General features: G+C 66.3%; 19 protein-coding genes. 11 read left to right on the top strand and 8 right to left on the bottom strand.

Annotation, left to right across the window (positions count from 1 at the left end):
- The first annotated feature begins 27 nt into the window (after positions 1-27).
- Positions 28-2586 (top strand): RNA helicase, encoded by a 2559-nt coding sequence (locus tag BO221_RS33945; RefSeq protein WP_073565007.1) that lies wholly within the window; start codon positions 28-30, stop codon positions 2584-2586.
- 16 nt (positions 2587-2602) lie between these two features.
- Here BO221_RS33945 and BO221_RS33940 read toward each other — a convergent pair whose 3' ends face one another.
- Positions 2603-3034 carry a hypothetical protein gene (locus tag BO221_RS33940; RefSeq protein WP_073565006.1) on the bottom strand — a complete coding sequence of 144 codons (432 nt, stop codon included), beginning with the start codon at positions 3032-3034 and terminating at the stop codon, positions 2603-2605.
- 240 nt (positions 3035-3274) lie between these two features.
- On the opposite strand from BO221_RS33940, the gene BO221_RS33935 reads away from it, so the two are divergent.
- Positions 3275-5944 carry a phosphoenolpyruvate carboxylase gene (locus BO221_RS33935; protein ID WP_073565005.1) on the top strand — a complete coding sequence of 890 codons (2670 nt, stop codon included), beginning with the start codon at positions 3275-3277 and terminating at the stop codon, positions 5942-5944.
- A 4-nt stretch (positions 5945-5948) separates the two neighbouring features.
- Here BO221_RS33935 and BO221_RS33930 read toward each other — a convergent pair whose 3' ends face one another.
- On the bottom strand, positions 5949-7079 hold the full coding sequence (locus BO221_RS33930) for an MFS transporter (RefSeq protein WP_083681806.1): 1131 nt from the start codon (positions 7077-7079) through the stop codon (positions 5949-5951).
- A gap of 793 nt (positions 7080-7872) precedes the next feature.
- Entirely contained in the window at positions 7873-8796 is a 924-nt protein-coding gene (locus BO221_RS33920) for a DUF2381 family protein (protein WP_073565004.1), read from the bottom strand.
- 557 nt (positions 8797-9353) lie between these two features.
- Between BO221_RS33920 and BO221_RS33910 the strand changes: the two genes are divergently transcribed.
- Entirely contained in the window at positions 9354-10142 is a 789-nt protein-coding gene (locus BO221_RS33910) for a DUSAM domain-containing protein (RefSeq protein WP_073565002.1), read from the top strand.
- 307 nt (positions 10143-10449) lie between these two features.
- On the opposite strand, the gene BO221_RS54175 is transcribed toward BO221_RS33910, so the two are convergent.
- Complete coding sequence (locus tag BO221_RS54175; RefSeq protein ID WP_143195838.1) at positions 10450-11538, bottom strand: hypothetical protein; 1089 nt, start codon at positions 11536-11538, stop codon at positions 10450-10452.
- Positions 11539-12399: 861 nt separating this feature from the next.
- Between BO221_RS54175 and BO221_RS33905 the strand changes: the two genes are divergently transcribed.
- The 3 genes from BO221_RS33905 to BO221_RS33895 all read left to right on the top strand — a co-directional run bounded on the left by BO221_RS33905 (position 12400) and on the right by BO221_RS33895 (position 15178).
- The gene (locus tag BO221_RS33905) at positions 12400-12759 is read left to right on the top strand and encodes a hypothetical protein (protein WP_073565001.1); all 360 of its coding nucleotides are present in this window, start codon (positions 12400-12402) and stop codon (positions 12757-12759) included.
- Positions 12760-12828: 69 nt separating this feature from the next.
- On the top strand, positions 12829-14127 hold the full coding sequence (locus BO221_RS52990; protein ID WP_083681776.1) for a site-specific integrase: 1299 nt from the start codon (positions 12829-12831) through the stop codon (positions 14125-14127).
- 601 nt (positions 14128-14728) lie between these two features.
- Positions 14729-15178, top strand: coding sequence for a hypothetical protein (locus BO221_RS33895; protein ID WP_073564999.1), 450 nt, complete (start codon positions 14729-14731; stop codon positions 15176-15178).
- Between the two features lie 243 nt (positions 15179-15421).
- Here the strand turns inward: BO221_RS33895 and BO221_RS33890 are convergent, their stop codons facing one another.
- Positions 15422-16297, bottom strand: coding sequence for a hypothetical protein (locus tag BO221_RS33890; protein WP_073564998.1), 876 nt, complete (start codon positions 16295-16297; stop codon positions 15422-15424).
- 175 nt (positions 16298-16472) lie between these two features.
- Between BO221_RS33890 and BO221_RS33885 the strand changes: the two genes are divergently transcribed.
- Positions 16473-16835, top strand: coding sequence for a TIGR02266 family protein (locus BO221_RS33885; RefSeq protein WP_083681774.1), 363 nt, complete (start codon positions 16473-16475; stop codon positions 16833-16835).
- Between the two features lie 56 nt (positions 16836-16891).
- On the opposite strand, the gene BO221_RS33880 is transcribed toward BO221_RS33885, so the two are convergent.
- From BO221_RS33880 to BO221_RS33870, 3 genes are all read right to left on the bottom strand, one after another.
- Positions 16892-17383 carry a GNAT family N-acetyltransferase gene (locus tag BO221_RS33880; protein WP_073564996.1) on the bottom strand — a complete coding sequence of 164 codons (492 nt, stop codon included), beginning with the start codon at positions 17381-17383 and terminating at the stop codon, positions 16892-16894.
- Between the two features lie 109 nt (positions 17384-17492).
- Positions 17493-18548 carry an alpha-ketoacid dehydrogenase subunit beta gene (locus BO221_RS33875; protein ID WP_073564995.1) on the bottom strand — a complete coding sequence of 352 codons (1056 nt, stop codon included), beginning with the start codon at positions 18546-18548 and terminating at the stop codon, positions 17493-17495.
- A 3-nt stretch (positions 18549-18551) separates the two neighbouring features.
- A complete protein-coding gene (locus tag BO221_RS33870) occupies positions 18552-19559 on the bottom strand; it encodes a thiamine pyrophosphate-dependent dehydrogenase E1 component subunit alpha (RefSeq protein WP_073564994.1) in 1008 nt (335 codons plus the stop codon).
- A gap of 543 nt (positions 19560-20102) precedes the next feature.
- Between BO221_RS33870 and BO221_RS33865 the strand changes: the two genes are divergently transcribed.
- From BO221_RS33865 to BO221_RS33850, 4 genes are all read left to right on the top strand, one after another.
- The gene (locus BO221_RS33865) at positions 20103-22355 is read left to right on the top strand and encodes a hypothetical protein (protein ID WP_143195837.1); all 2253 of its coding nucleotides are present in this window, start codon (positions 20103-20105) and stop codon (positions 22353-22355) included.
- A 45-nt stretch (positions 22356-22400) separates the two neighbouring features.
- Positions 22401-24803, top strand: coding sequence for a carboxypeptidase-like regulatory domain-containing protein (locus tag BO221_RS33860; protein ID WP_083681772.1), 2403 nt, complete (start codon positions 22401-22403; stop codon positions 24801-24803).
- Positions 24804-24929: 126 nt separating this feature from the next.
- Positions 24930-25109 carry a hypothetical protein gene (locus tag BO221_RS33855; protein ID WP_073564991.1) on the top strand — a complete coding sequence of 60 codons (180 nt, stop codon included), beginning with the start codon at positions 24930-24932 and terminating at the stop codon, positions 25107-25109.
- A gap of 194 nt (positions 25110-25303) precedes the next feature.
- On the top strand, positions 25304-26626 hold the full coding sequence (locus BO221_RS33850) for an ABC transporter substrate-binding protein (protein ID WP_073564990.1): 1323 nt from the start codon (positions 25304-25306) through the stop codon (positions 26624-26626).
- Positions 26627-26631: the final 5 nt, after the last annotated feature.

Genomic DNA, 26631 nt, shown 5'->3' with positions numbered 1-26631 from the left:
CTGGCCTCCTGCCTAGAGTCCTGACCAATGGTGACGATCGAAACCCCCCGTGCGCCGCTCGCGGCGCTGCTGCCCGACCGCTCGCAGGGTCCCCTGGATTCCGATGAGATCCTCAGCCGCTTCGTCGGCTGGGTCGAGTCCACCGGCCTGGCCCTCTATCCGGCGCAGGAGGAGGCCATCCTCGAGCTCCTGGGCGGCAAGCACCTGTTCCTCAAGACCCCCACGGGTTCGGGCAAGTCGCTCGTCGCCATGGCCCTCCACTTCAAGGCCATGGCCGAAGGTAAGGTGTCCTACTACACCTGTCCCATCAAGGCGCTGGTCAACGAGAAGTTCTTCGCGCTGTGCGAGGCCTTCGGACCGGAGAACGTGGGCCTGCTCACCGGCGACGCGGCCATCAACCGCGAGGCGCGCATCCTCTGCTGCACGGCGGAGATCCTGGCCAACCTGGCCCTGCGCGACGCCACGCTGAGCGCGGACTACGTGGTGATGGACGAGTTCCACTACTACGCGGACCGTGAGCGCGGCATCGCCTGGCAGATTCCGCTCATCACCCTGCCTCGCACCACGTTCCTGATGATGTCGGCGACGCTCGGGGACACGCACCTCATTGAGGAGCGGCTGCAGGAGTTCACCGGCCGGGAGGTGGCCAGCGTGCGCAGCGCGCTGCGTCCGGTGCCGCTGGACTTCGAGTATCGCGAGACGCCGCTGCACGAGACCATCCAGGACCTCATCCGGCTGAACAAGGCGCCCATCTACCTGGTGAACTTCTCGCAGCGCGCCGCGGCCGAGCAGGCGCAGAACCTGATGAGCGTGGACTTCTCTGGCAAGGAGGACAAGGAGGCCATCCGGCAGGCGCTGATGGAGGCGTCCTTCGACACGCCCTACGGCAAGGACTTCCAGCGCTTCCTGCGCCACGGCATCGGCATGCACCACGCCGGCCTCCTGCCCAAGTACCGGCTGCTGGTGGAGCGGCTGGCGCAGACGGGCCTGCTCAAGGTCATCAGCGGCACGGACACGCTGGGCGTGGGGGTGAACATCCCCATCCGCACGGTGCTCTTCACACAGCTCTTCAAGTTCAACGGCGACAAGCTGGCCACGCTGAGCGTGCGCGACTTCCAGCAGATCGCCGGACGCGCGGGCCGCAAGGGCTTCGACACGCAGGGCAGCGTGGTGGCGCAGGCCCCCGAGCACGTCATCGAGAACGTGAAGATCGCCCAGAAGGAGGCCAAGGGGGGCAAGCGGCTGCCGCGCAAGCCTCCGCCGCAGAAGGGCTTCGTCAACTACGACAAGAACACCTTCGAGCGGCTGCAGGCGGGAATCCCCGAGGCGCTGGAGTCGCGCTTCGAGGTGACGCACGGCTTCCTGCTCAACCTGCTGCAGAGCGAGATGGTGGGCGGCGCCGAGGGGTACCAGCGGCTGGTGCGGCTCATCTTCCGCTCGCACGGCTCGGAGTACATCAAGCGGCGCAACCTGAAGGAGGCCGCGGCGTGCTTCCGGACCCTGCGCAACTCGGGTCTGGTGATCGTGCAGAAGGGGCAGGACGGCTCGGGGGCCACGGTGATGGTGGCGCCGGGGCTGCAGCGTGACTTCTCGCTCAACCAGACGCTGTCGCTCTACCTGCTGGACACGCTCAACAAGCTGGACCACGAGGCGGAGACGTACGCGCTGGACGTGGTGACGCTGGTGGAGTCCATCTGCGAGAACCCGGAGGTGGTGCTCTACGCCCAGCTGCACGAGCTCAAGGGCAACAAGATCAACGAGCTGAAGGCCCAGGGCATGGAGTACGACCAGCGGATGGAGGAGCTGGAGAAGCTCGAGTGGCCCAAGCCCAACCGGGACTTCATCTACACCACCTTCAACGCCTTCGCGGAGAAGCACCCGTGGGTGGGCGCGGAGAACATCCGGCCCAAGTCCATCGTCCGCGACATGTACGAGCGCTACCTGTCATTCCACGACTACGTGCGCGAGTACGGCCTGCAGCGCAGCGAGGGCGTGCTGCTGCGCTACCTGGGTGACGTCTACAAGGCGCTCACCCAGACGGTGCCCGAGCGCTACCGCAACCAGGAGGTCAACGAGATCATCGAGTGGCTGCGCGCGATGATCCGCTACGTGGACCAGAGCCTCCTGGAGGAGTGGGAGCGGATGAAGAACCCGGGCGAGGTGGTGGTGCGCCGGGCCGAGGCTCCGGACCGCAAGCCGCAGGACCTCACGGACGATCCCCGGGCCTTCGCGGCGCACGTGCGCAACGAGCTGCACCGGTTGCTGCGGGCGCTCGCCTACAGGCGCTACCCGGACGCGCTGGCGCTGCTGCGGCAGGACGAGGGAGGGGAGCAGTGGACGGTGACGAAGCTCGGGGAGGCGATGACGCCCTACTTCGAGGAGTGCAAGAGCGTGGTGCTCACCCCGCAGGCACGCCGGCCGGCCAACACCTTCCTCAAGGAGGCGGGCCCGCGGCAGTGGGAGGCCCAGCAGCGGATCCTCGACCCCGAGGGCCATGGCGACTGGATGCTCGACTGCGTGATCGATCTCACCGGACGCAAGGTGGACGACGGGCCGCTGCTCACCCTGCGCCGCATCGGGACGTGAGTCTCCGCCGCGAGGCTCAGAACGTGTAGAGCACGGAGTGCGGGGTGCCCTGGATGCGGATGGACATGGAGCCCTCCGTCTGCTGGTGGCCCTGGCGCCACGCCTCCTTGAATGGCGTCAGATCGAAGCGCCGTGTCTCGGAGGGCAGGGCTTCGCAGCGGTCACCCCGGGCGTCATGACCGACGACGATCGGCACCTGCACCGGACTGCTCGTGAGGAAGATTCCATCCCACTCGAGCCAGAAGGAGTGCCGCTCACAGCCTCCCGAGTAGGAGAGCGACAGCTCCAGGATGTCTCCCGAGAGCGAGGCGCTCTTGATGTCGACGGGATCATTTCCGATGGAGAGCGGCGGCTTGGAGTCTCCCTCCGCTTCCACCACGACGGCGGGTCCGCACCCGGCCAGGCCCAGGCCCGACCCCATCACGGCGATGAACAGCAGATGACGCATGATTCCTCCTGAGGAGCTGTCTCGGGGCGGGTCTCAGCAAATTCAGCGCCAGCCGCCAGACTCGGACCCCACTCTGGAGGAGCCCCGCCCGGCCACCCGCGGCTCCTCGGAAAACCGAGGTGCTTCTCGGAAAGCCGTGCCCCCCTGCCGGAAGACCCTGTCTCAATATGGACGGCGGTGGAGGGGGCTCACTGCCGATGTGGATCGAGGTACGTGTGCGGCATTACGTTCTCCTCCTCTATGCCTCCCATCCGTCACGTGGATCCGCAGCTGCGCCGGGACGTCCGGCTCCTGGGCCGGCTGCTCGGCGAAGTCCTCATCGAGCAGGAGGGCCAGGCCCTCTTCGACCTGGAGGAGCGCGTCCGGCGCCTCTCCATCCAGCGCCGCCGCGGCCCGAAATCCGAGCGCCGGGCCGCCGCCTCGGAGCTGGCCGCGCTTCTTCGGGAGATGCCCCTGGAGCGTGCCGAGCCCGTGCTCCGCGCTTTCTCCACCTACTTCCGCCTGGCCAACCTCGCCGAGCAGCACCACCGCATCCGCCGCACCCGCGAGCATGCCATCGGTGGAGGCCAGGCTCCCCAGCGCGGCTCGCTCGACGCGGTGATGCAGGCGCTGAAGCAGGCGGGAGTTCCCGCCTCGCGCGTCCGGGAGTTGCTCGTCTCCATGCGGGTGACGCTCACCCTCACCGCGCACCCCACGCAGGCGTCGCGCCGCACGGTGCTGCAGAAGGTCTACCACCTGGCGCGGTTGCTCGAGGATCGTGACCGGGGCCACCTGACGCCTCGCGAGAAGGCCGACACCCTCGCGTCCATGCGCGAGGAGATCACCGCCCTCTGGCAGACGGACGAGCTGCGCCGCGAGCGGCCCACCGTGGGCGACGAGGTGAAGAACGTCCTCTGGTACGTGGAGGAAGTGCTCGGCGAGCAGCTCGCGCTCATGCCGGAGACGCTCGACTGGTCCTTCGAGCGCGCCTATGGCGAGCCTCTGGGCGTGCTCGCCACCCCGGTGCGGTTGCACTCGTGGGTGGGCGGAGACATGGATGGCAACCCGCTGGTGACGCCGGAGGTGCTAGCGGACACGCTGCGCGCCCACCGCGCCCGTGGCCTCCGTGCCCTGTTGGGCGAGGTGTACCGGCTCGGTTGGGTGCTCACCCAGTCCGAGCAGCATGCCTACGTGTCGAAGGAGCTGCGGGCCTCGCTCGAGAAGGACGCCGCGGAGCTGCCGGAGGTGATGGCCCGCTACGGCTCGCGCACCACGGGCGAGCCCTGGCGCCGCAAGCTGCGCTTCATGGAGGCCCGCCTCCAGGCGGCCCTCGTCTACGTCGAGGGCCGTCGTGCTGGCCGTACCGATGCGCTGGCTCCCAACGCCTACCGCTCGCCCGCGGAGATGCTGGGGGATTTGGAGCTCATCGAGCGCTCGCTCGTCGACGCGAAGTCGCGGCACGGTGGGTTGCGGCAGGTGCGCCGGCTCATTGCCCGGGTGCGGGTCATGGGCTTCCACCTGGCCGAGCTGGAGGCCCGTGCGCCCGCGGAGGACGCCCGGAGCGCCGCTGCGTCGTTGGACGGAGGACCCAAGCCCACCGAGGGCGGGGCGCGGCTGCTGGCCGTGCTGCAGCGGGTGCGCGAGGCACAGGCCGAGTCCGGCGAGGGGTGCTGCCGGACGATCATCCTGTCGATGGCCTCCACCGCCGAGGACGTGCTCGCGGCCTTCACCTGTGCGCGCAAGTCCGGTCTGTGGGACGAGGCCCGCGGGTGCGCCACCGTGGACGTGGTGCCGCTGTTCGAGCAGCTCGGCGCGCTCGATGACGGGCCTCGCGTCCTGCGCGAGCTGTTCGCCCACCCCGAGTACCGCAAGCACCTGCAAGCCCGTGGCGTGCAGGAGGTGATGGTGGGGTACAGCGACTCGGGCAAGGAGGTGGGGCTGCTGGCCGCCAGCGCGGCGCTCTACCGGGCCCAGACGGCGCTCACCCGGGTGGCGCACGAGGCGGGGGTTCAGCTGCGGCTCTTCCACGGACGCGGGGAGACGGTGGCCCGGGGCGGCGGTCCCGCGCACGAGGCCATCCTCGCGCTTCCTCCCGGGAGTGTCGCGGGCACGTACAAGGCCACCGAGCAGGGTGAAGCGTTGGATCACAAGTACGCCCGGCCCGAGCTGGCCCAGCGCACCCTGGAGCTGGTGCTGAGCGGGGTGCTGCTGCACTCGCTGGACGCGCAGCCGCGGGTGGCCTCCGAGGAGGAGGCGCCGTTCCGCGCGGCCTTCGACGAGCTGGCGGAGCTGGGCCGCCGTGCCTACCGGGGGCTCGTCTGGGAGGACCCGAACTTCGTCCCGTTCTTCCAGGCGGCCACGCCCATCGAGGAGATCGCCGCGCTGCCCATCGGCTCGCGGCCGAGCAAGCGCTCCGCGGGAGGATTGGAGTCCCTGCGCGCCATTCCGTGGGTGTTCGCCTGGACGCAGAACCGAGCGATCCTGCCGGGGTGGTACGGCGTGGGCTCGGCGCTGGAGGAGTACGGCTCGCGGCCCGAGGGGCTCGCGCAGCTCAAGCGCATGTACCGCCAGTGGCCCTTCTTCCACACGGTCATCGACAACGTGGCGATGGTGCTCGCGAAGTCGGACATGGCGATCGCCTCGCGCTACGCGGCGCTGGCGCCGGAGTCCACGCGTCCGCTGTGGGAGCGCATCCGTGCCGAATACTCGCGCACCCGCCGCTGGGTGAAGCGCGTGACGGGCGAGGCGCGCATCCTGGAGAGCAACCGGCAGTTGCGTGAGAGCATCTCCCTGCGCAACCCGTACGTGGACCCCATGTCCTTCCTCCAGGTGGAGTTGCTGCGGCGCAAGAGGGCGGGGGCGGAGAAGATCGATCGCCCCCTGCTGCTCACCCTGGCGGGTATCGCCGCGGGCATGCGCAACACGGGGTGAGGGTCTACGGCCGCCGCGACCCCGCGACTCCCAGGGCCACCAATCCCGCGAGTGCCATGGCCCCGCCCACGGCACAGACGCCACGCCATCCCCAGTGGCTCCAGGCCATGCTCCCCAGCCACGCACCCGAGGCACCGCCCGCGAAGTACGTCACCATGTAGACGGTGTTGAGCCGGTTCCGGGCCTCGGGGCGCAGCGCGTAGACACGCGCCTGGTTGGAGATGTGGTTGGCCTGCGCGCCCAGGTCGAGGAGCACCACGCCGAGCGCGAGTCCCCACAGTGACTGTCCCCCCACGCCGAGCACGGCGAAGGACATCAACAGAATGCCAATGGAGAGCGCGTTGACGCGCCGGTCTCCGCGAGCGTCGGCGTAGCGGCCCGCCAGCGGCGCGGCGACAGCGCCCGCCACGCCCACCACTCCGAACAGTCCCGCCACCTGGGGACCGTAGTGCTGGGGCATGGCCTGGAGATGGAGCGCGAGCGTGGCCCAGAAGGCGCTGAATCCTCCGAAGGTGAGCGCGCCCAGCAGCGAGTGCAGACGCAGCACGGGCTCCTCGCGCACGAGCGTCCCCAGCGAGCGCAGCAGGGCCGGGTAGGGCAGGGAAGCGCTCACGGGCTGCCTGGGCAGCGTGAGCCGCAGCACCACCGTGAGCAGCAGCCTCAACGCCGCGGCGATCCAGAACATGGCCCGCCAGCCGAACCGCACTCCGAGGAAGCCCGAGGCGGTGCGTGACAGCAGGATGCCGATGAGCAGCCCGCTCATCACCGTGCCCACCACGCGTCCCCGCGAGGCCGCGGGCGCGAGGTTCGCGGCGAAGGGCACCAGCAACTGGGGCACCACCGTCGTCACACCGGCCAGGCCACTCGCGGCCACCATCCACGGAAGACTCGGGGCCACGGCCACACCCACGAGGGCGAGGCTCACCAGGGTGGACATGATGACGATGATGCGCCGCCGCTCGAGGCTGTCTCCCAGGGGGACGATGAGCAGCAGGCCCAGCGCGTAGCCCACCTGGGACACGGTGGGGATGAATCCCAGCGCCCGGTCCGAGGACTGGAACGTCCGCCCGATGTCTCCGAGCAAAGGCTGATGGTAGTAGAGGTTCGCGACCGAGAGGCCCGCGGCGGCGGCCATGAACCACACGAGGCCCGGGCGCATGGGAGGAGAGGAGTCCACGGGGCCCTCTTACTCCGAGAATGGGTTCAACCCGGGGCCCGAGATACCCTCACCCTGTCCCTCTCTTAGTGGGAGAAAAAACGGTTCTCCAAGAGTTTCGGGCACTTAGACTGAATTGATGGGGGGTCGAAAACCATCAATTCAGGTCTCCTCTGGCGCTCGCAGCTACATTCCCCACTACACGGGGCACGCACCCGAGGTGAACCGACTACTGGGGTCGTTCGGGAGGGGTGTCCCGGTGGGTCGGTTCAACGGAACGAATTCACGACGAAGACCCCAGCGCGTGAGAATTCGAGGATGGCCGTTCCGGGCTTGGACTCGGGCTTTTTCTGCATCTGACCGTGAGCGAGCCGAGCCACAGCGCAAAGTGGGAAGGGCTCGCCGTCCGGCGGGTGTGCTTCGTAGTACCGGACGACAACTTGTGGGCCCCCCGTCCACACCCGCCCGTAGAGACGGGTTGCCGGCGCAAGGGGCCCGAGACTTTCGGACAACATGCTCTCCACAGGCCCATCGTACAGAGTGATGGGGCTGGTGAGGGCCTGATTGACATCGAGGTCTACGACCGCACCGTCCCCCACGCGCAGGTTGAGAATCCGCATAGCCTTGATCGCCTCCTCCGGGCACTCCTGTGGGCCTGGGCTCCCATCCGAGCGAAGGGAAACGCCACCTGGGGTCGTACAGCCGGAGCACATGCACAACAGAACGACAGAGGCAAGAAACGACGGGCAGGTCGGAGCCATGTGAACCGGGTTTACAGCCCAAGCATGTGTCGATCCAGAAAAACCCAAGCCTCCCGAACCCCGCTCCCTCGGCGGAAGAGTTCTAGAACGAGCCGGTCGGGGCCATCCTTCAAGTCAAATGCGCTCGCGTCAAAGACGACGGCAATCTTCCCGCTTTCACCACCGGGCCCCCAGGATTCCTGGGTAGCACGCAGGGCAAACGGCCTTTGCTCCCCGCTCGCCTCGGCCACCAAGCGCGCTTCCATCAGGCTCCAAGTCTCGGATGGGCTGTTGTTCTTCAAGTTGATGATGACGGCGACCTTATTGGGCTTCTTACTCGTAAGGGCGGTCACCAAGATTTCAGCACCCCTGGGGTTCTTCGCCAGCGAGACGTACTGCTTGACGAAGGGGGTCATTTTCAACGCGTCCCTTGCCAAGAGTGCTGCAAGGGCATGGTCAATCGAGGACGCCTCCTTCCTGAAACGCTCGTTCTCTTCCTCAAGAATCCGCTCCCTTGATTCGGCATACGTCAGACGACTCTTGAGCGCGCCCTTGGTCTCATTGTCCGGGAACACGTTCACCTGATGGTCAAACTGCTCGTTTCGAGCTGTCACGGTGAAGGGCAGTTCCTTCCCGTCAGAGAGCGTCACCACCAACAGAAAACCATCCTCGGGCTTGAGGTCTTTGAGCGGTTCTACGAGCACCTTCTTCCCGACGCATTCCACGGGCTCGAAGCGGCCTTCCCAGCCCAGCATCTTCGTTCGTTCCCGGTCACAAGGTTTCTCGAAACGGAGGACGGTCACCATCTCACCCGCGACGTAAATCGAAGGCACTTCCGCCTTTGGTTCGTCCGAAAGATAGAGGCTACGAGAGACGGGCTCGCGTCCCTTGGCCACAGCCACAGAGGCAATCAGGGCGACAAGCAGGGCAGACCAGGGAGGTAAGAAGTTCCGCATATCGCGGGTTAACCTACCAGATAAGGGGCGCGAGCGGCCAGCCCCCTGTGAGCGGGCCCGTCATAGCGTCTCGAAAAGAGACTGCTCTACGCTAGCCGCATGAAACACTTGAGTTCCGTTGTATTCGTAGTTGGGGCCCTGCTTTTGGGACTGTTCGCGTCCGGTTGCTCGGCCAGCAGGGCGCACTCCACCTGCTCCGGTGGGACGCACTGCAACCGGCCCACCTACTTGGCGCAAGCGGCCACAATGGACTGCCGCCCTGGTGACTCCACCATGACGTGCTGTATCAAGAAGCATCCACAGGACCCGGTAGGCGCTTGCGGAGCCACGCAATCCGAGGTTGAGCAGGTGCTCCGAGCCGTGCGAACCGGTTCCGATGTTGACGACTTCGCGAACAACGCTTCCCTTCCCGAGTGGAAGCAAGAGTGCATCAGAGGTTATTACGATTGCATAAACGACCGCTGGACAGGCAATTGCCACGACTGCCTGCGACGTTGCGAAGGGCAGCATGAATGGCCCGAAGATATGTGCAAACCCCGGGAATAAGGTGAGAAGCCGTGTCCGACGAAATCAACTGGGACCCCATTCGGGATTTGGCTCAGAGGGTCCTGGAACGTAGCGAGACGCTGAAGCTTTCGGAAGATACCCGGGCCCTGCTGCTCAAGAGCGCCCGAGAGGTGGCCATCAGCGAGCAGGACGCGGAAGATGCTCTGCGCACCCTGCCCACCGCAACGACGCTGCTAAGGGAGATTCGTCACCGCATCGGGGAGGGGTCGCGGCGACTCAGCAGGGCCCGAAGCCGAGCATACGAACTACGGGACGCGGGCGATCTCGACGGGGCGCGGCAACTCATGCGTGACGCGCTCGCCGTGGAGGTTGTGCCCCTCTACCGGGAGCAGGCCGAAACCCTGCTCGATCAATTCACCGGGCTTTCGGAAGTGCTCGCAACCGGACGGCTCAATCCGGACCTGCCCGACCGGCCGCAGCTCGCCGTTCTCGCGCAACGCATCCAGCAGGGGCAGTCCCTGGATTTCACCGAGGACTTGCGCGCCCTTCTACGCCGGACCGCCCCCACGGCAGCCATCAGCGAGGCCGAGACGGAAGAGGCTCTAAAGAGCCCGGAAGGCGCCGAGGCCATCATGGGGATGATTCTCTCCCGCTTCCGGGAGGCCCAAAGCCGGTTCCTACGCTCGATGTACCGGATGACGAGCCTCCGGGACTCGGGTGACCTTGAAGGGGCCCGCCAGCAGATGCGTGACGTGCTCGCCGTGGAGGTCGTGCCGCGATACCGAGAGGCGGCCGAGGAACAGCTACGGGGCCTCGACAGTCCGCCCCCGGAGGCGTGACCGGCTCGGGGCTGGGCGCTCGGGGGCAAGCCACAAATCGTAGGAGCCCCGTAGAGCGTCGCTGCGGGCCCGGGGGTATGGAACACCCCGGCATAGCCTCCGAGGCTTGGCGGGCCCTTCCCGGCGACATCAGGGAAGGGGGTGCGGTCATCAACGGCATTCCTGCTACGTGGGTGCCGCATCCGTAGCCTGAAATGGGGCCCCTCCCTACGTGAACTGCTTCTCATGGAAGCATCTGAGCGGGCAAAGTAGAAACCAAGCACGCTCCGGGGGGCAGAAGTCAGAACCGCAATCAATCTGGAGGCCGCTACGGGCCACCAAGGGTTTTCGCGAACGCCTGGATATAGGGCCAAGCCTGCTGAATGCCTTCAAAGATCACCGAGGCCACCAAGCTTTGTGTGATTCCATGCCGAGAAATTTGCTTGAGCATGGTTGGGTCGACCTCTTTTGAGATCACCAATTCCTTTGTGGCCTCGACTGCCGCATTTGTGAGTTCTTCGTTGTTTACGACCGGCTTGTTTGCGAGGCGTTCCTCGATCCGATTAACAATCTTGTTGAGGGTCAGCTTGATGTCGTCCTGCTGTCGCTCGAACTCAAGAATTTCCTTTCTGTTGCCAATTATGAGGTCTTGAATTGCAGCAACCTCTTCGCGAAGCGTAGCGATTGCTGACGATGTATCGGTCTTCGATACCGATGACGCCTCGACCTTCGCAGATCCGGAGGCGGTCACGATAGTAATCGTCTGACCAGTGATATTCCCTGTTGTCGTGGTGCTGGTCGAAACTGGAATAGGCGGCGCGGGTGGCGGCAAGTTGGCCTCCACCAAGAGACGCGCTGTAGGAAAGAAGCGACTCAGCTCGGCCCGAAGCCCGGACAGTATCCCAGCAAGCTGAAGGGGGCTGAAATACACCGTGACAGATTGGGGAGCGACGAGAAGCTCCGTTAGGCCAGAGGAATAAATTGGGGGGAGGGAATTCCAGGGAATGGTGACCGTGAATTGCCCTTGCGATTGACTCTGTTGTTGCAGGAGCGCTTCAATTTCGGCAATCGGTTGGTAGAAGAAATGCAAATACGGCATATCTCGCGCAGGATTGCTGCTAGTCGCGATGTAAAAACTCCCCTCCACACGCCGATAGCGTGCAACTCGCTCCGGAATATCGCTGTTTTCTGCAACTCCGAGCACATCCCCAAGCATCATGGGTCCAGCAGTTCGCCGTCCCTTTGCGTAGCCCGAAAGCTCATGTTCAAACCATCGCTTTTCGTCCTTCATGCCTAGATGTTCGGCGACCGTGATGGCCATACCCAAAGCCGGAACGAGTGATCCTTGATGATTCGAAAGCTGGGCGCTGGCCTGTTCGATTATCCGCTGAAGCGCTTGAGCTTGATTTTGATTCAAGATGAACTCTCCGAGTCACAAGAAGATGTTGAAGTGTCCTATGGGATGAACCGGCTGCTGGCTGCGCTCGCTTGCTCGCCCATTCGGCATTACCCCATTGATGTAATAATCCTTGATGAAGCAGCCAGTACCGAGCACCCGGGCTGGCGAGCGGTAGGGTAATCGCATGGGGAATTATCGTTTAATCATTTAGGAGTCAAAAACCTCTCTTGGGGCCCCCGGCGCCCTCATGGCGTTTTCCCTGGGGGTCGATACCCGGGCCCCCTCCCCCTGCCCGGTCTGTAGCTGCTGGCCTTCCACGCCACGTCACCCACCAGCCGACCGGACCCGGTAAGCCGCCTGCGACCCGTCCCGCTCCCATCCCCTACGTCTTGAATAGTGGGAGAGCGGCACCTTTCCCCTATGCTTTCGGGCACTTGGCAGCGACCGGGCGGGCGGGTGTAGTGGATTCTGTAGTTACGGGCCCTGACTTGAGCGAGAGGGCAGGCTTGGACAGGCTCCCCACGGCAACCAGACCCCCGCCAACCCGCCACGCTCCGGGCCCGCTGTAGCCGTCCGGCCTGTGCGGCTCCCCCATGGGCCGTCCCGATGCACGATCAATCCCCTACGGCCTTCTCAGGGCCCTTGGGGCGTGTTCCCGTTGAAGGTCACCCACGCTCCCGGACCCCTTACCGCTCCGGGCCTGTTCGCCGCGCCGTCTGTTAGGCCCCTGTTCTCAGGGCTGGCGCTCCCTTACCCCACGTCCGGCGCTTCCTGGACCCCCGGGGCGAGCGGTATAGGCGTCCCATGCCTTCCGAAACTGCCGTTTGCGATGCCCAGCGTCATCGGGAGCCTGTACCGGCTGAACGATGGTCCCCGGTCGTGGAGATGAAACTGTGCGGTGCCTGCTACCGGAAGACCTACCGGGAGACGAAAGCCAACGGAGCGGGCCCGGAGGTCGTTTCGGCGCTCCGGGCATGGCTCACCGAGGGAGGGCAACAAGACCGGGGGCGAACCGTCCGGATGAAGGGAGCGCCGACGCTGACCCCGGAAAACGCCCAGCTACTCGACGCGATGGCTTCTGAGCGGGGACAGACCCAATACGGCTACGTGGGCGACCTGATAGAGCGAATTTGCGAGTTAAGACGGGCGATTGAAGCAGGCGACACGGCGTTAACGGACGCTGAATTGGTGCAAATTTTTGCGATGGTTGACCCTGACACAGCCAAACTACAAACCTAGGGCGTTGACACGTCAATCCGGGAATGTCACAACAATCCATGTCGGCAATCGACGCCGCACGGAGAATTTATGTTTGACACGACCGCCCCCGACACTTCCGCCGCTCTCTCCCCTCCTCCTCTCCCGACCGGGCCTGTAGCGTCCGAGCCCAGCAAGCCCGCCAGCCCCAAGGGCAAGCGTAAGAAAAAGACCCGTCGCGCCTCCGGTGAGGGGAGCGTTTATGAACGCGATTCTGACGGGCGCTGGTGTGCCACGTGGAAAGTCAAGCTGCCGAGTGGCAAGACGAAAACCCGCGTTGTCTACGGTGCCAGCCGGACAGAGGCCATTGCAAAGCGGGATGCTGCCAAGAGGGAAGCGGAGACGGTCGCCCAGAACGCCACGAAGGAAACCACCGGGGATTTCCTCCGGCGCTGGCTGGATACCGTCAAGTCAAAGCTTCGGCCTACCTCCCTCGCGTCCTACTCGGAGCAAGTCCGGCTTTACATGGCCCCTGAAAAGGACGTGGGGATGGGGTTGGGCATCGGTCCTATTCCTCTATCCAGGCTCTCACCGCTCGATATTGAAGCGTGGCTTGCGTCGCTGGAAAAGCGCGGTGTCTCGGCTAGCCGTCGTCATAGCCTGTGCGTTCAGTTGAAATCCGCTCTCGGGCGTGCGGTTGCATGGCGGCAGTTGAAGGAAAACCCCATGTCCGGCGTGGAGTACCCCACGGTCAAGCGCGAGCAAATGAAGGTGTGGGACTCGGGCGCGGTCTCCGCGTTCCTCCGGGCCTGTGAGGGCGAGCGCCTGGAAGCCCTGTTTGTCCTCGCGATTGAAACCGGGATGCGTCAGGGCGAGCTGCTGGGGCTCCAGTGGGCGGACGTGGAAACGAAGGTCGAGACGGACCCCACGACCGGCACCGCTCGCTACTCCGGGCGCGTCCACGTCCGGCACAATCTCCAGGAGGTCAACGGCAATCACCAACCGCTTGCCGAGCCCAAGACGGCAGCCGGTTACCGGACCATCACCCTTATGCCTGACACCGTGCGCGCCCTTGTCCGGCACCGGGAACGCATGATGGCCGAGGGCAAGGCGGCTCACCCCTACGTGTTCCCGAGCACGACCGGAAGGCCCATCTTCAAGCGGGCGCTCCGGGATGCCTTCAATCGGCTTATCAAGACCGCTGGCGTCCGGCAGATTCGTTTTCACGACTTGCGCCACACGAACGCCACGCTTTTGATTGCCAGGGGGGTTCCCAGCAAAACCGTGGCCTCCCGTCTGGGGCATTCGTCAATCGTCATCACGCTGAATACTTACGCGAAGTTCATGCCGGAAGCAGACCAGCAGGCAGCCGAGGTGATGGCGAGCATCATGGGCAGGAAAACGGCCTAAAGCCGGTCCGGGCGTGGGCGGTAGGTTGGGCGCCCGTCTTCCGAATTGCTACGCGATTGTGAGGGGCTGGGCATGGGGTGATGGTCCGGCCTCTCTGCTTTTTGGGGCCCGGTCGCCTGCCCCTCGTAACGGACTACGGAACGCGGCGCCTCGGGTCTTCGTTACTTGAAAACGTGCTCATCTTGCATTTGTTTGGAGAACAAGTGGATTCGTCGTCAGGGCAAGGCAGGTCTGAGACAAGTACAGCCCAACCAATTTCTAGGCGTCTAACCCCTTGAACCCTCTACTCTTCTTCTCTCTTCTTCTCCTCTTGGTAGGGTAGAGAGAGGAAGAAGAGGGTAGAGAGATATGCAGTAAGAGGTAGTTAGTAGAGTGATATAGCAGTAAGTAACAGTAACGATAGGTACATAGAGAAGGGGGATGGGACAGAGGTGATAGGACAGCCCCGACCCAGCCGGACCGGGCGCGGGGCCTAGCCGCTGCCGGTGATTGGCGGCACGTCCAGCGGGCATCCCATGGGGCCAATACTCCCAGGGTCCCCCGTCTAGCTGCCCTCCCGAGGTTCTTTGACAGCGCAAATAGATGGCGGTAGCCGGGTTGGATGCAGTCAAAGCAGCCCAAGAAATACCGCAAGCTTACCTTTGCCGACGCTCAAGCCATCCGCACGGCAAGGGAGCAAAACCCCGCCCTCTCACTGGCCGATCTGGCAGCCAAGTTCGGCGTTACCGCCATGAGCGTTTCCCGAGTGCTTCGGGGGGAGGTCCACCGGAAGGAGAGGGCGCGCAAGCTCACCCCCCAGGAAGTCCAAGAACTTCGCTACTTGGCGCGAACGGGCACCTTCACCCAAGAGGACTTGTCCACGCGGTTCGGTCTCTCCCAGGGCGAGGTGTCGCGCATCGTGAACGGGGAGCTTTACGCCCACGTACCGCCCGCCACGAAGGAACAGGAGCAGGCCGCCCGGAAGAAGGCGAGGGACGAGTGGATTGAGCGCGAATACGCCAGGGCGATGGCGAGCATCCCGGTCGAGGACTACAGGCCCCCCAGGATGTAGGAAGGTCCGTTGCAGCCCCCCGATACCGGACAGCAGCAGACCGGACTGGGGGGGCCTTCACAGAGAGTGCACAGCGATGCGTTGGCCCGATTCGCTACAGCACCCGCCAAGCTACCGATTCACTACACGAACAATTCGCAATAGGGCCTAACCTCTCGGAATCACAGGCCCTTTCAACAAAGCTCATCGTATCCCTCTCCCGGGGGGAGAGGGGAAGTGGGCTCTCGTGAGGTCTTTACGGCCTCACGGCACGCAGGCGCCCACTCCCGCGAAGTCCTGCAGGGGCTCGCAGCGCCCCGCGGTGCAGCCCGGTTCTCCCGTGGGCGAGCGGCACAGCTCCCGGCACGCCCGTCCCGCTCCGTTCTTCACGCACGCGCTCCCCGGCCGGCAGTCATTCGAGTACGTGCACGCGGCTCCGTCCTCCACCGTCCCCGCCGCCACGCACACCGGCCCGCTCCCCGGCGAGGGGTAGCATCCCAGCTGGCTCGCACAGCCCTGCGCCAGCAGATCGCACGCCGACACCGCTTCCCCGCACACCCTCGGCAGCTCATCCGAGCCCACGAAGCGCAGCACCTCGGTGCAATCCTTCGGCGCCGTGCACTGCTCGCCGGTGCGGCAGAACTTCTCGCACGTGAACGCGATACCCCCGTCCGGCTCCGGGTGATCCGTGCAGGACAGCCCCGCCTTGCACGTGTCGTAGAAGCCGCCCTCCGGTGTCGCGGTACTGGAGCAGGCCCCACCCTCCGCCACCGTCCCCTCCGGTACGCAGCGGCGGCTCGTCGCGCTCCCCTGGCGTACGTAGGTACACCTACTGCCCGCCGGGCAGTCCTGCGCCACCGGATCGCACTCGCCGGGGAAGCAGCGATTCCCCTGTCCACCGTCCTCCAGCACCCCCCGCAGGCAGATCTCGCCCGCGTCGCAGCCCCGCTGCCCCGCCACGTCACAGGCCGGCGCCGTTCCGCCTCCATCCGGGCCTGGCGTCCCTCCGTCCCCGCCGCCCTGGATCCCCGCATCCGCCACCCCCGCGTCGCTTCCCGAGCCCCCATGCCCGTTGCGGCAGCCACCGGCCATCAGGCCGGCCACGAGGACACCGCTCAAGAGAATCACGTTCGCCCGCATCGCTGGCCCCCGCTGGAGTGACGAACGGGACTAATAAGACGTCCCGGGAGAAACGGGCCCCCCTTGAACAAGACATGGAGGACAGCGGACACTTGGCGCCCTGACGAGGCCCTGGAGCGGCGTTTTTCCGCACCAGGGGCTTCCATCCGAAACACGCCCGAGGGAATCAGTGCGCATGACCATGAAAACGGCCGAGGCTGCGGAGATGTCGGCGGTGGCGGGGGCCAACCGGAGGGCTCACGAGAGGGTGACGGCGACGTTCGACGTCCGCTTCCAGGAGACGGCGGACGCCGCGAGGGCGCTGCGCGCGTACTCCCTCAACCTGTCGGCGGGAGGCCTGTGCCTGCGCACGCGCCGCTCCTACGACGTGGGCTCTCACGTCCGTCTGCAGATGACGGTGGACGGGGAGGACTTCGACCTCGAGGGCATCATCTCGTGGGTGCGCGATGACGCCGAGGCCATTGGCGTGCGCTTCGTCGGCGTCTCCGACGAAGACCAGGCCCGCCTGCAGCGCGTGGTGGCCAGCTTCAAGCGTTGAGGTGAAGCGGGGCGGGGCCCGAGCGGCCCCGCCGGTGGGTGCTCCCGGGCAGTGCGCTACTGCCCGTGCTGACGCTCCAGGTCCGCGTGGCGCATCACCAGGTTGTCCACCTGCACGAAGCCGCAGGAGACGTAGAAGTTGCGCAGCTCCTCCAGCGCGTAGGCGCTCACCTCGAGCCGCTTCACACTGAGGGCCCGCGCGCCGCACCGCTCCAGCACCTGCTGCATGAGCGCCTTGCCCACGCCCCGGCGCCGCCAGGTCTCCGTCACCACCAGCTCGTCCACCGTGGCGATCCGCCCGCGCAGCCGCAGCTGCGGCCGGTGCGACAGCGACACCATTCCCACGGGACGATCCTGGGTGTCCGCCGCCACGAAGATTTCAATCTCCGGATGGCTGATGACCCAGTGAACCGTCTGGGCATCCGAGCCATGGGCGTAGCCCATCTCGCGCAGGAGCGAGGCCAGGCTCTCGGCATCACCGCGGCGAGCGCGGCGGATACGGAAGGGGGGAGCGTCCGGGGCAGGGGTTCTGGTTGGCGTCGGTTGCACGGCCCCCCCACTCTACCCAAGGGGCCCCCAACCTCGCAAAGGCAGAGGGCGGCTCCGGACTTTTCTCCGGGCCGCCCTCTCACCTACATCGTTTCTCCAGGTGCGAGAATCAGGGCTGCTCGCCTGCCAGCGAGCGGATGGCGGCGGTGATGTCCCCCTGCTGCGGCACCGAGGCCATCTCCAGCGGGTCCGCCAGGCCGATGCCCGGGATGAACTTGCCGGCCAGCAGCCGGGGAGGCGCCATCAGCTTGTAGAAGAGCTCCTCCACCGTGCGGCGCACCAGGTGCTCACCGAAGTTGGTCACCTCGGTGTCCTCGTTCACGTACAGCACGCGGCCCGTCTTCTCCACCGAGCCCTTGATGAGCTCCCAGTCGTACGGCCACAGGGTGCGCATGTCGATGACCTCGGCGTCCACGCCCTCGGCGGCCAGGTCGTCCGCGGCCTTCTTGCACAGGGGCAGCGTGCGGCCGTAGCTCACCACCGTCACCTGCGAGCCCGCGCGCACCACCTTGCCCTTGCCGATGGGCACCGCGTACGCCTCGAGCTCCGGCCACTGCGGCTTCCACTGCGAGCGGTCTCCCAGCGGCGCGTCGATCATCTTCGACAGCTGCTTGTCGTTGTCCGGCTCGCCCGGAATCCGCTCCTCGCCCTTGATGCGCAGGAGCGCCTTGGGCTCCAGGTACATGACCGGGTTGATCTCCTGGCAGGCGGAGATCATCAGCCCGTACGCATCCAGCGGGTTGGAGGGGATGACGATCTTCCAGCCGGGAATATGCGTGGCCATCGCGTCGAAGGAGTGCGAGTGGTAGATGGAGCCGCGGATGCCGCTGCCCACCGGCGTCTTCACCACCATGGGGAGGTTCCAGTCCCCGTTCGTGGCCCAGCACGTGTTGCCGGCGACCTTCAGCAGATCGATGGTGTTGAAGATGTAGTCGGCGAACTGGATCTCCGCGACGGGCTTGCCGCCGGCCATGGCCAGACCGATGGCCATGCCGATGATGCCGCGCTCGTCCAGGGGCGTGTTCCACGCCGTCTTGAGACCCTGCGTGGCGGTGAAGACGCCACCCAGGGGCGCGCCCACGTCCTCGCCGAAGATGTCGGTCACGCCGAGGTGCTCCTCGGCGTAGTGCAGGGCCATGCGAACGGCCTGAGCCATGTTGGCCATGGGTTACTTCCTCTCCGCGTAGATGTGGTTCCAGATGGTCTCGGGGCCGGGCATCGGCTCCTGGATGACCTGACGGGCCATGGCGGCCATGTCCTCGCTGTAGCGATTGCGCAGCTCGTCCATCTCCTTGCGCGTGAGGATGCCGTGCTTCTCCAGGCGCTGCTCGAACGTGGTCAGGCAGTCCTGCTCGTTGCCCACCATGTTGGCGCCGGACGCCGAGGAGTGGCCGTACAGGCGCGACACCACCGCCTCCATCAGGAAGGGCTTGCGCTCCTTGCGCACGTACTCCATGGCCTCCTGCAGCTCCAGGTACGCGTTGATGGGATCGTTCCCATCGATCGTCTTGGTGCGCATGTTGAAGGCCTTGCCGCGATCGGCCACGTTCGTCTCGCCGTGCTGGCCCTCGGCCGACGTGGAGATGCCCCACTTGTTGTTGGTGACGATGATGAGCACGGGCAGCTCGTTGCCCTTGCGCGAGCTCCACACCAGGCACGAGGCGAAATCGCCCTCGGCCGTGCCCGCGTCACCGCCCGTGACGATGCTGATGCCGTCACCGCCGTGGCGCTTCTGCATCAGCGCCGTGCCCGGGGCCATCGCGTACTGCACCTCGATGGGGGAGGACACCGGGGCGATGTTCCACTCGCGCTTGGAGAAGTGGCCCGCGAAGTTGCGGCCGCCGGAGTAGGGGTCCGTCGCCACGTTCTTCATCTGCCGCATCGCGCCGATGGGGTCCTCGCCCAGCGCCATCATCGTGGCGGACTGGCGGTAGTGCGCGTGCAGGTAGTCGTAGGCCGGGCCCTGGCCCTTCTTCATCAGCAGGCCGAGGGGCACGTTGAAGGCCTCCTCGCCCGGGCCGCCGATCCAGAAGTAGCCGTGGCCCTGCTTGTACATCTGGATGAGGCGCTCTTCGAGGACGCGCGCCTTCACCATCAGGTCGTGCATCCGGACCAGCAATTCCCGCTCGAGCGGGAGCGACTCTTCTTCGCGGTTGAGGAGGCGGGGTTTTGGCACGCGCGTCTCTCTAGTCAGGGGAAAGGAATGGGGCCCCCTATACCCCAAAGGCGGCCCGGAAACTCAAGCACCCCGGGCGTGATTCCCTGCTCTGGACATGCCGCGCTGCGGCACAGGCGGAGACCCTGTCTCGCGCTGTTCACGCACCGAGTGAGCCCGCCCGCACCCGCGCCGGGAAGGCTGCTGGCAGCCAACAGACCGGCTGATGAGGCGGCAAGCGGGGCGGCGCTGTGTAAGGTCCTCGAAGCAGCCGTGCCGTCTGTTTTCGGAGAAATCATGGACCATCCCTCTGTTCCGGGCCGAGGCGATTCGTGGAAGCTGTCAGTGGTGCTCGCGCTCGTGGGGTTCAGCGCATGCACCCCCAAGCCCCCAGACAAGCCGGAAGAGGAGGGTCCTCAACCCTCCATTTCGGGAGAGGCGCGCGAGAATCAGACGCTGACGATGTCTCTCGGAGCGTGGTCGCCCACCGAGGGCGCGAGCGTGGCCCAGGTATGGTTGCGGTGTCCGCCGTCCTCCTCGACGTGCACCGAGATTCCAGGAGCCGTGCAGACCACCTATCGGGTCAGCGCGGACGACATCGACGCGAAGTTGGCGGTGCGGGTCGACGTCTCCCGGAACGCGAAGCCCCGGGCATTCCAGTCCGAGCCCACCGCGGTGGTGCTGCCCGCCGCTCCCGCGGTCAGCGGGCTTCCCTCCATCACGGGTGAAGCGCGCGAGGATGTCTCGCTCAGCGGCGCCGCCGGTACATGGACGAGCTCGCGTCCCGTGACCAGCACCCTCCAATGGTCGCGCTGCGACGCGAGCGGCTCGGGCTGCACGGACATCCCGGGCGCCAGCGGTCCCCACTACCTGCTGGTGGCGGAGGACGTCGGCCACCGCGTGCGTCTTCGCGTCAGTGCCTCGAACCCTGGCGGAACCGCGACCGCCGAGTCCGCGCCGACGGACGTCGTTGCCGCCGTGGTGGCCCCCTCCAATGCGACCCTTCCCACGGTGGAAGGAAGCGCGGCCCTGACATCGGTCCTCACCGCCCGGCCCGGTACCTGGCACCCCGAGCCCAGGGCTCATGCCTATCAGTGGTTGCGCTGCGACGCCTCGGGCTCCGCATGCGTCCCCATCGAGGGCGCCACCTCCCCGACGTACGCCGTGGCCCATGCGGACTTCGACCACGCGCTCGCGGTGACCGTGACCGCGTCGAACAAGGCGGGAAGCAGCTCCGCCACGTCCGCGGCGACTCCAGCGGTTACCTTCCCCGCTTCCTGCGCGGAGCAGAAGGCCACGGTGGGTCCCCTCGTCCCCTCCGTCGCGGAGACGGTGCGCGGCGCGAAGGCCTGGAACGACATGGCGTGGGCCGCGACGGCCGATGGTCAATCCGCCACCGTGACCCTGTCTCCAGGCGAGCACTCCGATGCGCTGGTCCTCAAGGGCTTTGGCCTCGCCCTTCCTTCCCAGGCCCGGGTGAAGGGACTCGAGGTCTTGGTGACGCGCTCTTCCGCAGCAGGGGCGCGCATCGAGGACGTCTCCATCGGCTTCTCCAGTCCAGGCTACGACGCCCTCCTCAAGCCGGTGAGCGGCGCTCCCTGGCCGGCGGAGTCTCGAACCGTGGTGTTCGGCGGGCCGACGGACCTCTGGGCGAGCCCCGGCTACTTCGGCCTCGACAGATGGCGGACGATCGCCACCGCGCTCAACTCGCCGGACTTCGCGGTGAGCCTCCACGTGCGGCATCGGGGTGGGGCGGGTGATGACCTCGCGCGCATCGACGGTGTCCAGGTCCGGGTGTACTACACCACGGCTTCGATGGTGGGTCCGGCCAGTCCCACCACCGTGGTGGATGATGCCTCGCGAGGCACGGTCGCCTGGTTGAACCCGCAGGAGGCCGCCTCGCCAGCCGCTCCCGCCGCCACCGTCACGCTCCAGAACGATGCCAGCCATTACCTGAAGGCCACGAACTTCGGCCTCGCCCTGCCGGCCGGCAAGACGCCTTCCGGGGTCCTGCTCCAGTTCGTACGGTCATCGGGCGCTCCCGCGTTCTTCGTCGTCGATGACGACATCCGGCTCGTGAAGAGCGGAGCGGCCGTGGGCCAGAACCAGGCGAACTTCTCGAGCACCTACACCGCCACGCTCACGAAGGCCCAATACGGGAACGCGACCGACCTGTGGGGGGTCACGCTGAGTGCCGCCGAGATCGCCAGCCCGAACTTTGGCGTGGCCATCTCCGCGCGGAACATCGCCGGGATGCCACTGCTGACGAGCGTGGACGGCATCACCCTGAGCGTGCTGTACGACCCCGTCGATGTCACCGCGACGGGCACGGCCTCTTCCGTGTCCCAGCAGACCCGCTCCATCGCGTGGTTCGAGCCCTCCAATGCCCTGAGCGTCGATGGCTCCTCCGCGATCTCGGGTGGACTCACCAGCGACCGTGTCTCGGATGAGCTGGTCCTCCGCTCCTTCGGCTTCAGCCTCCCGCCGGCGGCCTTGATCTCCGGGATCCAGATCGACGTCGTGCGAAGCACCCAGTCCGCCAGCTACACGATCGAGGAGCGGCGCGTCCAGCTCGTCGCGGGAGGGACCCGGCGGGGACTCAACCTCGCGGACGACTCGAGCCCCTGGGAGAACGCGACCTCCACCGTCCAGTACGGAGGGCCCTCCGAGCGGTGGGGGACATTCTGGGAGGTCGCGGACGTCAATGACCCGGGCTTCGGAGTGACGCTGAGCACTTCGTACGTGAGCAATGGTGGCAATGACTCCGCCCGCGTTGACGGCGTCACCGCCACGGTGACCTACTGTCTTCCGCAGTGAAACCGGCACCACGGCCAGGGATGCCCGGGCCGGGGGAGGACCAGGATGCGGCATTCATGGTGGGTCAGTGCGATGCTCGGGGTGGGTCTGCTGGCCGCGGTGTTCGCCGGCTGGCGCCACTCCGCGAGGCCTCATGACATCCAGGCCGAGGCGCCCACACCGCCCTCGGTCTTTTCCGCCAGGTTTGTCGCGGTGCCTCCGGCCGTGACCGCCCCTCCGCGGGAAGTGCTCTCCATCCGCGGCACCGTCCGGGGTGACCGGGGTCCCGTGGCGGGCGCGACGGTGCTCGCGTCCAGGACCGTGGAGGGCGAATCCCTGACGGGCCTGCCCTGTGTGGAAGGCCTCGGACGGATGCGCGGCGATTATTCCACGCGCGATTGTGTCACCTGGCAGCGGGCCGAGGTGCTCGTGGCCCAGCGGCAGGGCGAGGCGCGGATCCTCGCCCAGGCCTTGTCCACCCAGGACGGCGCCTTCTTCCTGGACGGACTGGAGGCGGGCTCCTACTCGCTCTGGGTGGAGAGTCCCGAGGGCGTGGGTCTCCTGCGGGACGTGGCCGTGGGGCAGGAGGGCGTGGAAGTGGTGCTGGGCGCGGGCTCCCGGCTATCGGGAAGCGTCACCGACGAGCAGCGGATGCCGGTGGAGGGAGCGCGCGTCATCGCCGTCTTCACCGCGCACAGCCGCTTCTTCGAGACCCTCACGGATGCGCAAGGCCGCTACTTCCTGGGGCCCTTGCCCCGAGGGGAGTACGTCCTCGTCGCTTCCCACCAGGGCACGATGTCCCGGGCCACTCCCCTGCGGCTCCATCCTCCCGACGTGCGGCAGTCCCTCCCCCTGCTCGCTCCGAGGACGCTCGCCGGCCGGGTGCTGAACCCAGAGGGGGTGCCCGTCGCGGGGGCGGAGGTCTCGCTCGGACGGATGGATGAGCGCCGGGTATTCACCGACGAGCGGGGTCACTTCTCCTTCGAGGGCCTGACCACCACCTTGGCCTATCAAGTCACCGCACACCACGGCGGCCTCATGGGCACCCAGGGGGTTTTCTTCCGCTCGCCGCAAGAGGATGACACCCCCTCGCCCCTCTCCAAGGAGATCACCGTGAAGCTTGGGACGGCCCTCGCCGAGTTGGAGGGCGTGGTCCGGGACGAGCGGGGACAACCGGTCGCGGAGGCAGTCATCAAGCTCTACGCCCGCAGCGGCTGCATGAGCAGCGCCTACCTGGCGAAGACGGACGCCCGAGGGGTCTATCACTTCGGGCCCCTGTCGCCGACCAGGGTGTCCTTGTCGGTGTCTTCTCCGGATGGCCGCCTGTTCGCCTCGCACGAGGAAACCCTTTCCGCGGGAACGCGCACCCTGGATCTCACCCTGGAGTTCGTTCCCCGCGTCGAGGGCATCCTGGTGGATGCGCGAGGGCAGCCGGTCGAGGGCGAGCACCTGTCGCTCCTCACGCGTCCGGGTGAGCTCGCGTGGAGCATCTCGGACAAGTCCGGGCCGGGGGGACGCTTCTCCCTCCGGGCGTTTCGTCCCGGGCCCCTGCTGCTCCGGGTGGGTCCGGACTCGGACGATGACTCATCCCACCAGGGCGTCTGGTCCCAGGAAGTGCCGGTCCCCGCGGCGGACCTGCGGGTGGTCATCTCGCGCCGGCCCACCGTGGAGGGCGAGCTGGTGGACGAGGCGGGGCAGCCCGTGGCCCAGGCCCTGGTGAGCCTCTGGCCGTCCGAGGCGTCCTCGAACCTGGAGCTCGAATCAGGCACCACGGACGCCCGGGGCCGTTTCTCTCTCATTGCGCCGCGTCCGGGCCGCTACCGGGTCTCCGCGGAGCTGGAGGACAACTCCTTCGCCCATGCCACCGCGCGAGTGGTGGAAGTCGGGCCCGAGGGAGCCCAGGTGCGGCTGCGCTTCGATGCCGGGCACGCTCTCTCGGGCATCGTGGTGGATCTCCAGGGAAGGCCCGTCCCAGGGGCCATCGTCGGCTTCCAGTCCGAGCACCGCTCGAGGCGGCACTCCCGTCGAGAGCCCGAGGTGCACGCCACGACCGGTCCCGATGGACGCTTCACCTTCGATTCCGTGTCGGGGGACCCGGCCGTGCTGTCGGTGGAGACGGAGGACTTCCTGCTGGCCGAGCCCCTGCGGGAGGACAGGCCGGAATGGATGCGGCTGGCGCCCTCGGCGCGCGAGGTGCGGATCGTCCTCGCGCGCAAGGCGAAGCTGCGCGCCCGGCTCGTCCGCGCGGATGGCTCGGCCGTCACGGACTTCACGGTGAATGGCGAGGAGATGTACGACGAGCAGGGGCTCCTGGAATGGCCCATCGTGCGGACCGGCTCCCTGGCGCTGGAGATCTCCATCGACGAGGGCGAGAGGTCCGCCGCGGTGAAGCGGACCGTGTTCGTGCGGCAGGAGGAGGAGCAGGACCTGGGCGTCATCACCTTGCATCCTTCGAGGCCCGTTCCCTGACGGCTGTGCCCACCTCTCAACCGCTACGAGCCATCTCCAGGTCCAACGCCACGCAGCAGAGGTTCTGGCTGGCCGTGGCCATCAGAAAGCCTTATCCTCGAACCTCCTTTCACGAAAGGGCTGCCCATGACGGAGAAGATCGAGAAGAAGTTTCCGCGCACGCAGGTCATCGAGCGTCAGAACGAGCGCGCTCTCCAGGTGCTCGAGCTGGACGAGACGGCGCTCGAGCAGATCCGCGGAGGCAGTGCCGAGTACGGCCTGCCGCCCCCGGATGAGGACATCATCAAGAATCACAAGCTGAAGTAAGCCCTCGCGGCCCCCGGTGGGCATCCTGGAGGTGACCATCGGGGGCGGCGAACTGCTCCATCCCTCACCCTCCACAGACCTGCGTTGTCCAGGAGTCAATCTCTGGATGAATGAAGCGGTCTGAAAGGAGCCCAAGCGCATACGTTCACCCCTGGGAAAGCTCCTCGTGTCCAGTCACGAACCCAGGGGGAAGAATGCGCAACGTGCTGAAGGGCCTCGCCATTGCCACGGTCCTGACGAGTCCCTCTCTCGTCCACGCGGAGACGGTCACCATCGCGTGTGGCCCCGAGGACGATGAGCTCAAGCAGTGTGAGAGGGGCGCGCAGGCCTGGGAGAAGAAGACGGGGCACCATGTGGAGTTCGTGCATGTGCCCAAGGAGTGGAACGATCAGTTGACCGCCTTCCAGAAGCAGCTGTCGGAGAAGGACCCGAAGGACCCGAAGGTCGACGTGTACCGCGTGGACGTGGTGTGGCCGGGCCTGTTGGCGGAGCACTTCATCGATCTCAAGCTCTACGTCTCCGACGAGGTGCTCGAGCAGCACTTCCCCTCCATCGTGCAGAACAACACCGTGGGCGGGAAGCTGGTGGCCATGCCGTGGTTCGCCGACGCGGGCCTGCTCTTCTACCGGAATGATCTGCTGAACAAGCACGGCTACAAGGATCCGCCCACCACCTGGCAGGAGTTGGAGGTGATGGCCAGGAAGATCCAGCAAGCCGAGCGCGACGCTGGCAACGGCGGGATGTGGGGCTTCGTCTTCCAGGCCAAGGCGGACGAGGCACTCACGTGCAACGCGCTGGAGTGGATCAACTCCTTCCACGGGGAGACCAGTGCCGGGGAGACCATTGTCAGGGAGGATGGCAAGGTCACCATCGACAACGAGGAGGCTGTGACGGCGTTGAAGATGGCGGCCGGGTGGATCAACTCCATCTCGCCCCCGGAAGTGCTCGGATATGGCGAGGAGGAAGCGCTTGGCGTCTTCCTGTCGGGCAACGCGGTGTTCATGCGCAACTGGCCGGAAGCGTGGGCGAAGGCCAATGCCAAGGGCGGCAAGTTGAAGTGCAAGGCGAAGGGGAAGTGCAAGTGGACGGTGACGGCGCTGCCCAAGGGCGTCAAGGACGGCAAGGACGGCAGGTCCACCGGCACCCTGGGCGGCTGGCATCTCGCGGTGTCCAGGTACTCCAAGCACCCGGAGATCGCCGCGGACCTGGTGAAGTTCCTGACGAGCCGCACGGAGCAGAGGCGCCGCTACATCGAGGCGGCCCACAGCCCCTCGGTGATGAATCTCTACCAGGAGCGCGATGTACGGAAGGCCAACCCGTTCTACCCGAGCCTGATGAAGATCTTCATGAACCCGGTGGCGCGGCCCTGGCAGGTCACGGGTCACCAGTACAACCGGGTGAGCTCCGAGTTCTACAAAGCCGTGCACGAAGTCCTGTCGGGCTCGGCCAAGCCGGAGGAGAAGCTGAAGGACCTGCAGAAGACGCTCGAGCGCATGAGTAACGAAGGCAGGTGGTGAACGGC

Source organism: Archangium sp. Cb G35, from assembly GCF_001896145.1.
GTDB lineage: Bacteria > Myxococcota > Myxococcia > Myxococcales > Myxococcaceae > Archangium > Archangium violaceum.
This window is presented reverse-complemented; position numbering and strand designations above follow the sequence as displayed.

What these genes read in the sequence shown, in the direction of transcription:
- BO221_RS33945 (WP_073565007.1), top strand. Translation starts at nt 28, where the DNA reads ATGGTGACGATCGAAACCCCCCGTGCGCCGCTCGCGGCGCTGCTGCCC.
- BO221_RS33940 (WP_073565006.1), bottom strand. Translation starts at nt 3,034, where the DNA reads ATGCGTCATCTGCTGTTCATCGCCGTGATGGGGTCGGGCCTGGGCCTG.
- BO221_RS33935 (WP_073565005.1), top strand. Translation starts at nt 3,275, where the DNA reads ATGCCTCCCATCCGTCACGTGGATCCGCAGCTGCGCCGGGACGTCCGG.
- BO221_RS33930 (WP_083681806.1), bottom strand. Translation starts at nt 7,079, where the DNA reads ATGGCCGCCGCCGCGGGCCTCTCGGTCGCGAACCTCTACTACCATCAG.
- BO221_RS33920 (WP_073565004.1), bottom strand. Translation starts at nt 8,796, where the DNA reads ATGCGGAACTTCTTACCTCCCTGGTCTGCCCTGCTTGTCGCCCTGATT.
- BO221_RS52990 (WP_083681776.1), top strand. Translation starts at nt 12,829, where the DNA reads ATGTTTGACACGACCGCCCCCGACACTTCCGCCGCTCTCTCCCCTCCT.
- BO221_RS33895 (WP_073564999.1), top strand. Translation starts at nt 14,729, where the DNA reads ATGCAGTCAAAGCAGCCCAAGAAATACCGCAAGCTTACCTTTGCCGAC.
- BO221_RS33890 (WP_073564998.1), bottom strand. Translation starts at nt 16,297, where the DNA reads ATGCGGGCGAACGTGATTCTCTTGAGCGGTGTCCTCGTGGCCGGCCTG.
- BO221_RS33885 (WP_083681774.1), top strand. Translation starts at nt 16,473, where the DNA reads ATGACCATGAAAACGGCCGAGGCTGCGGAGATGTCGGCGGTGGCGGGG.
- BO221_RS33875 (WP_073564995.1), bottom strand. Translation starts at nt 18,548, where the DNA reads ATGGCCAACATGGCTCAGGCCGTTCGCATGGCCCTGCACTACGCCGAG.
- BO221_RS33860 (WP_083681772.1), top strand. Translation starts at nt 22,401, where the DNA reads ATGCGGCATTCATGGTGGGTCAGTGCGATGCTCGGGGTGGGTCTGCTG.
- BO221_RS33855 (WP_073564991.1), top strand. Translation starts at nt 24,930, where the DNA reads ATGACGGAGAAGATCGAGAAGAAGTTTCCGCGCACGCAGGTCATCGAG.
- BO221_RS33850 (WP_073564990.1), top strand. Translation starts at nt 25,304, where the DNA reads ATGCGCAACGTGCTGAAGGGCCTCGCCATTGCCACGGTCCTGACGAGT.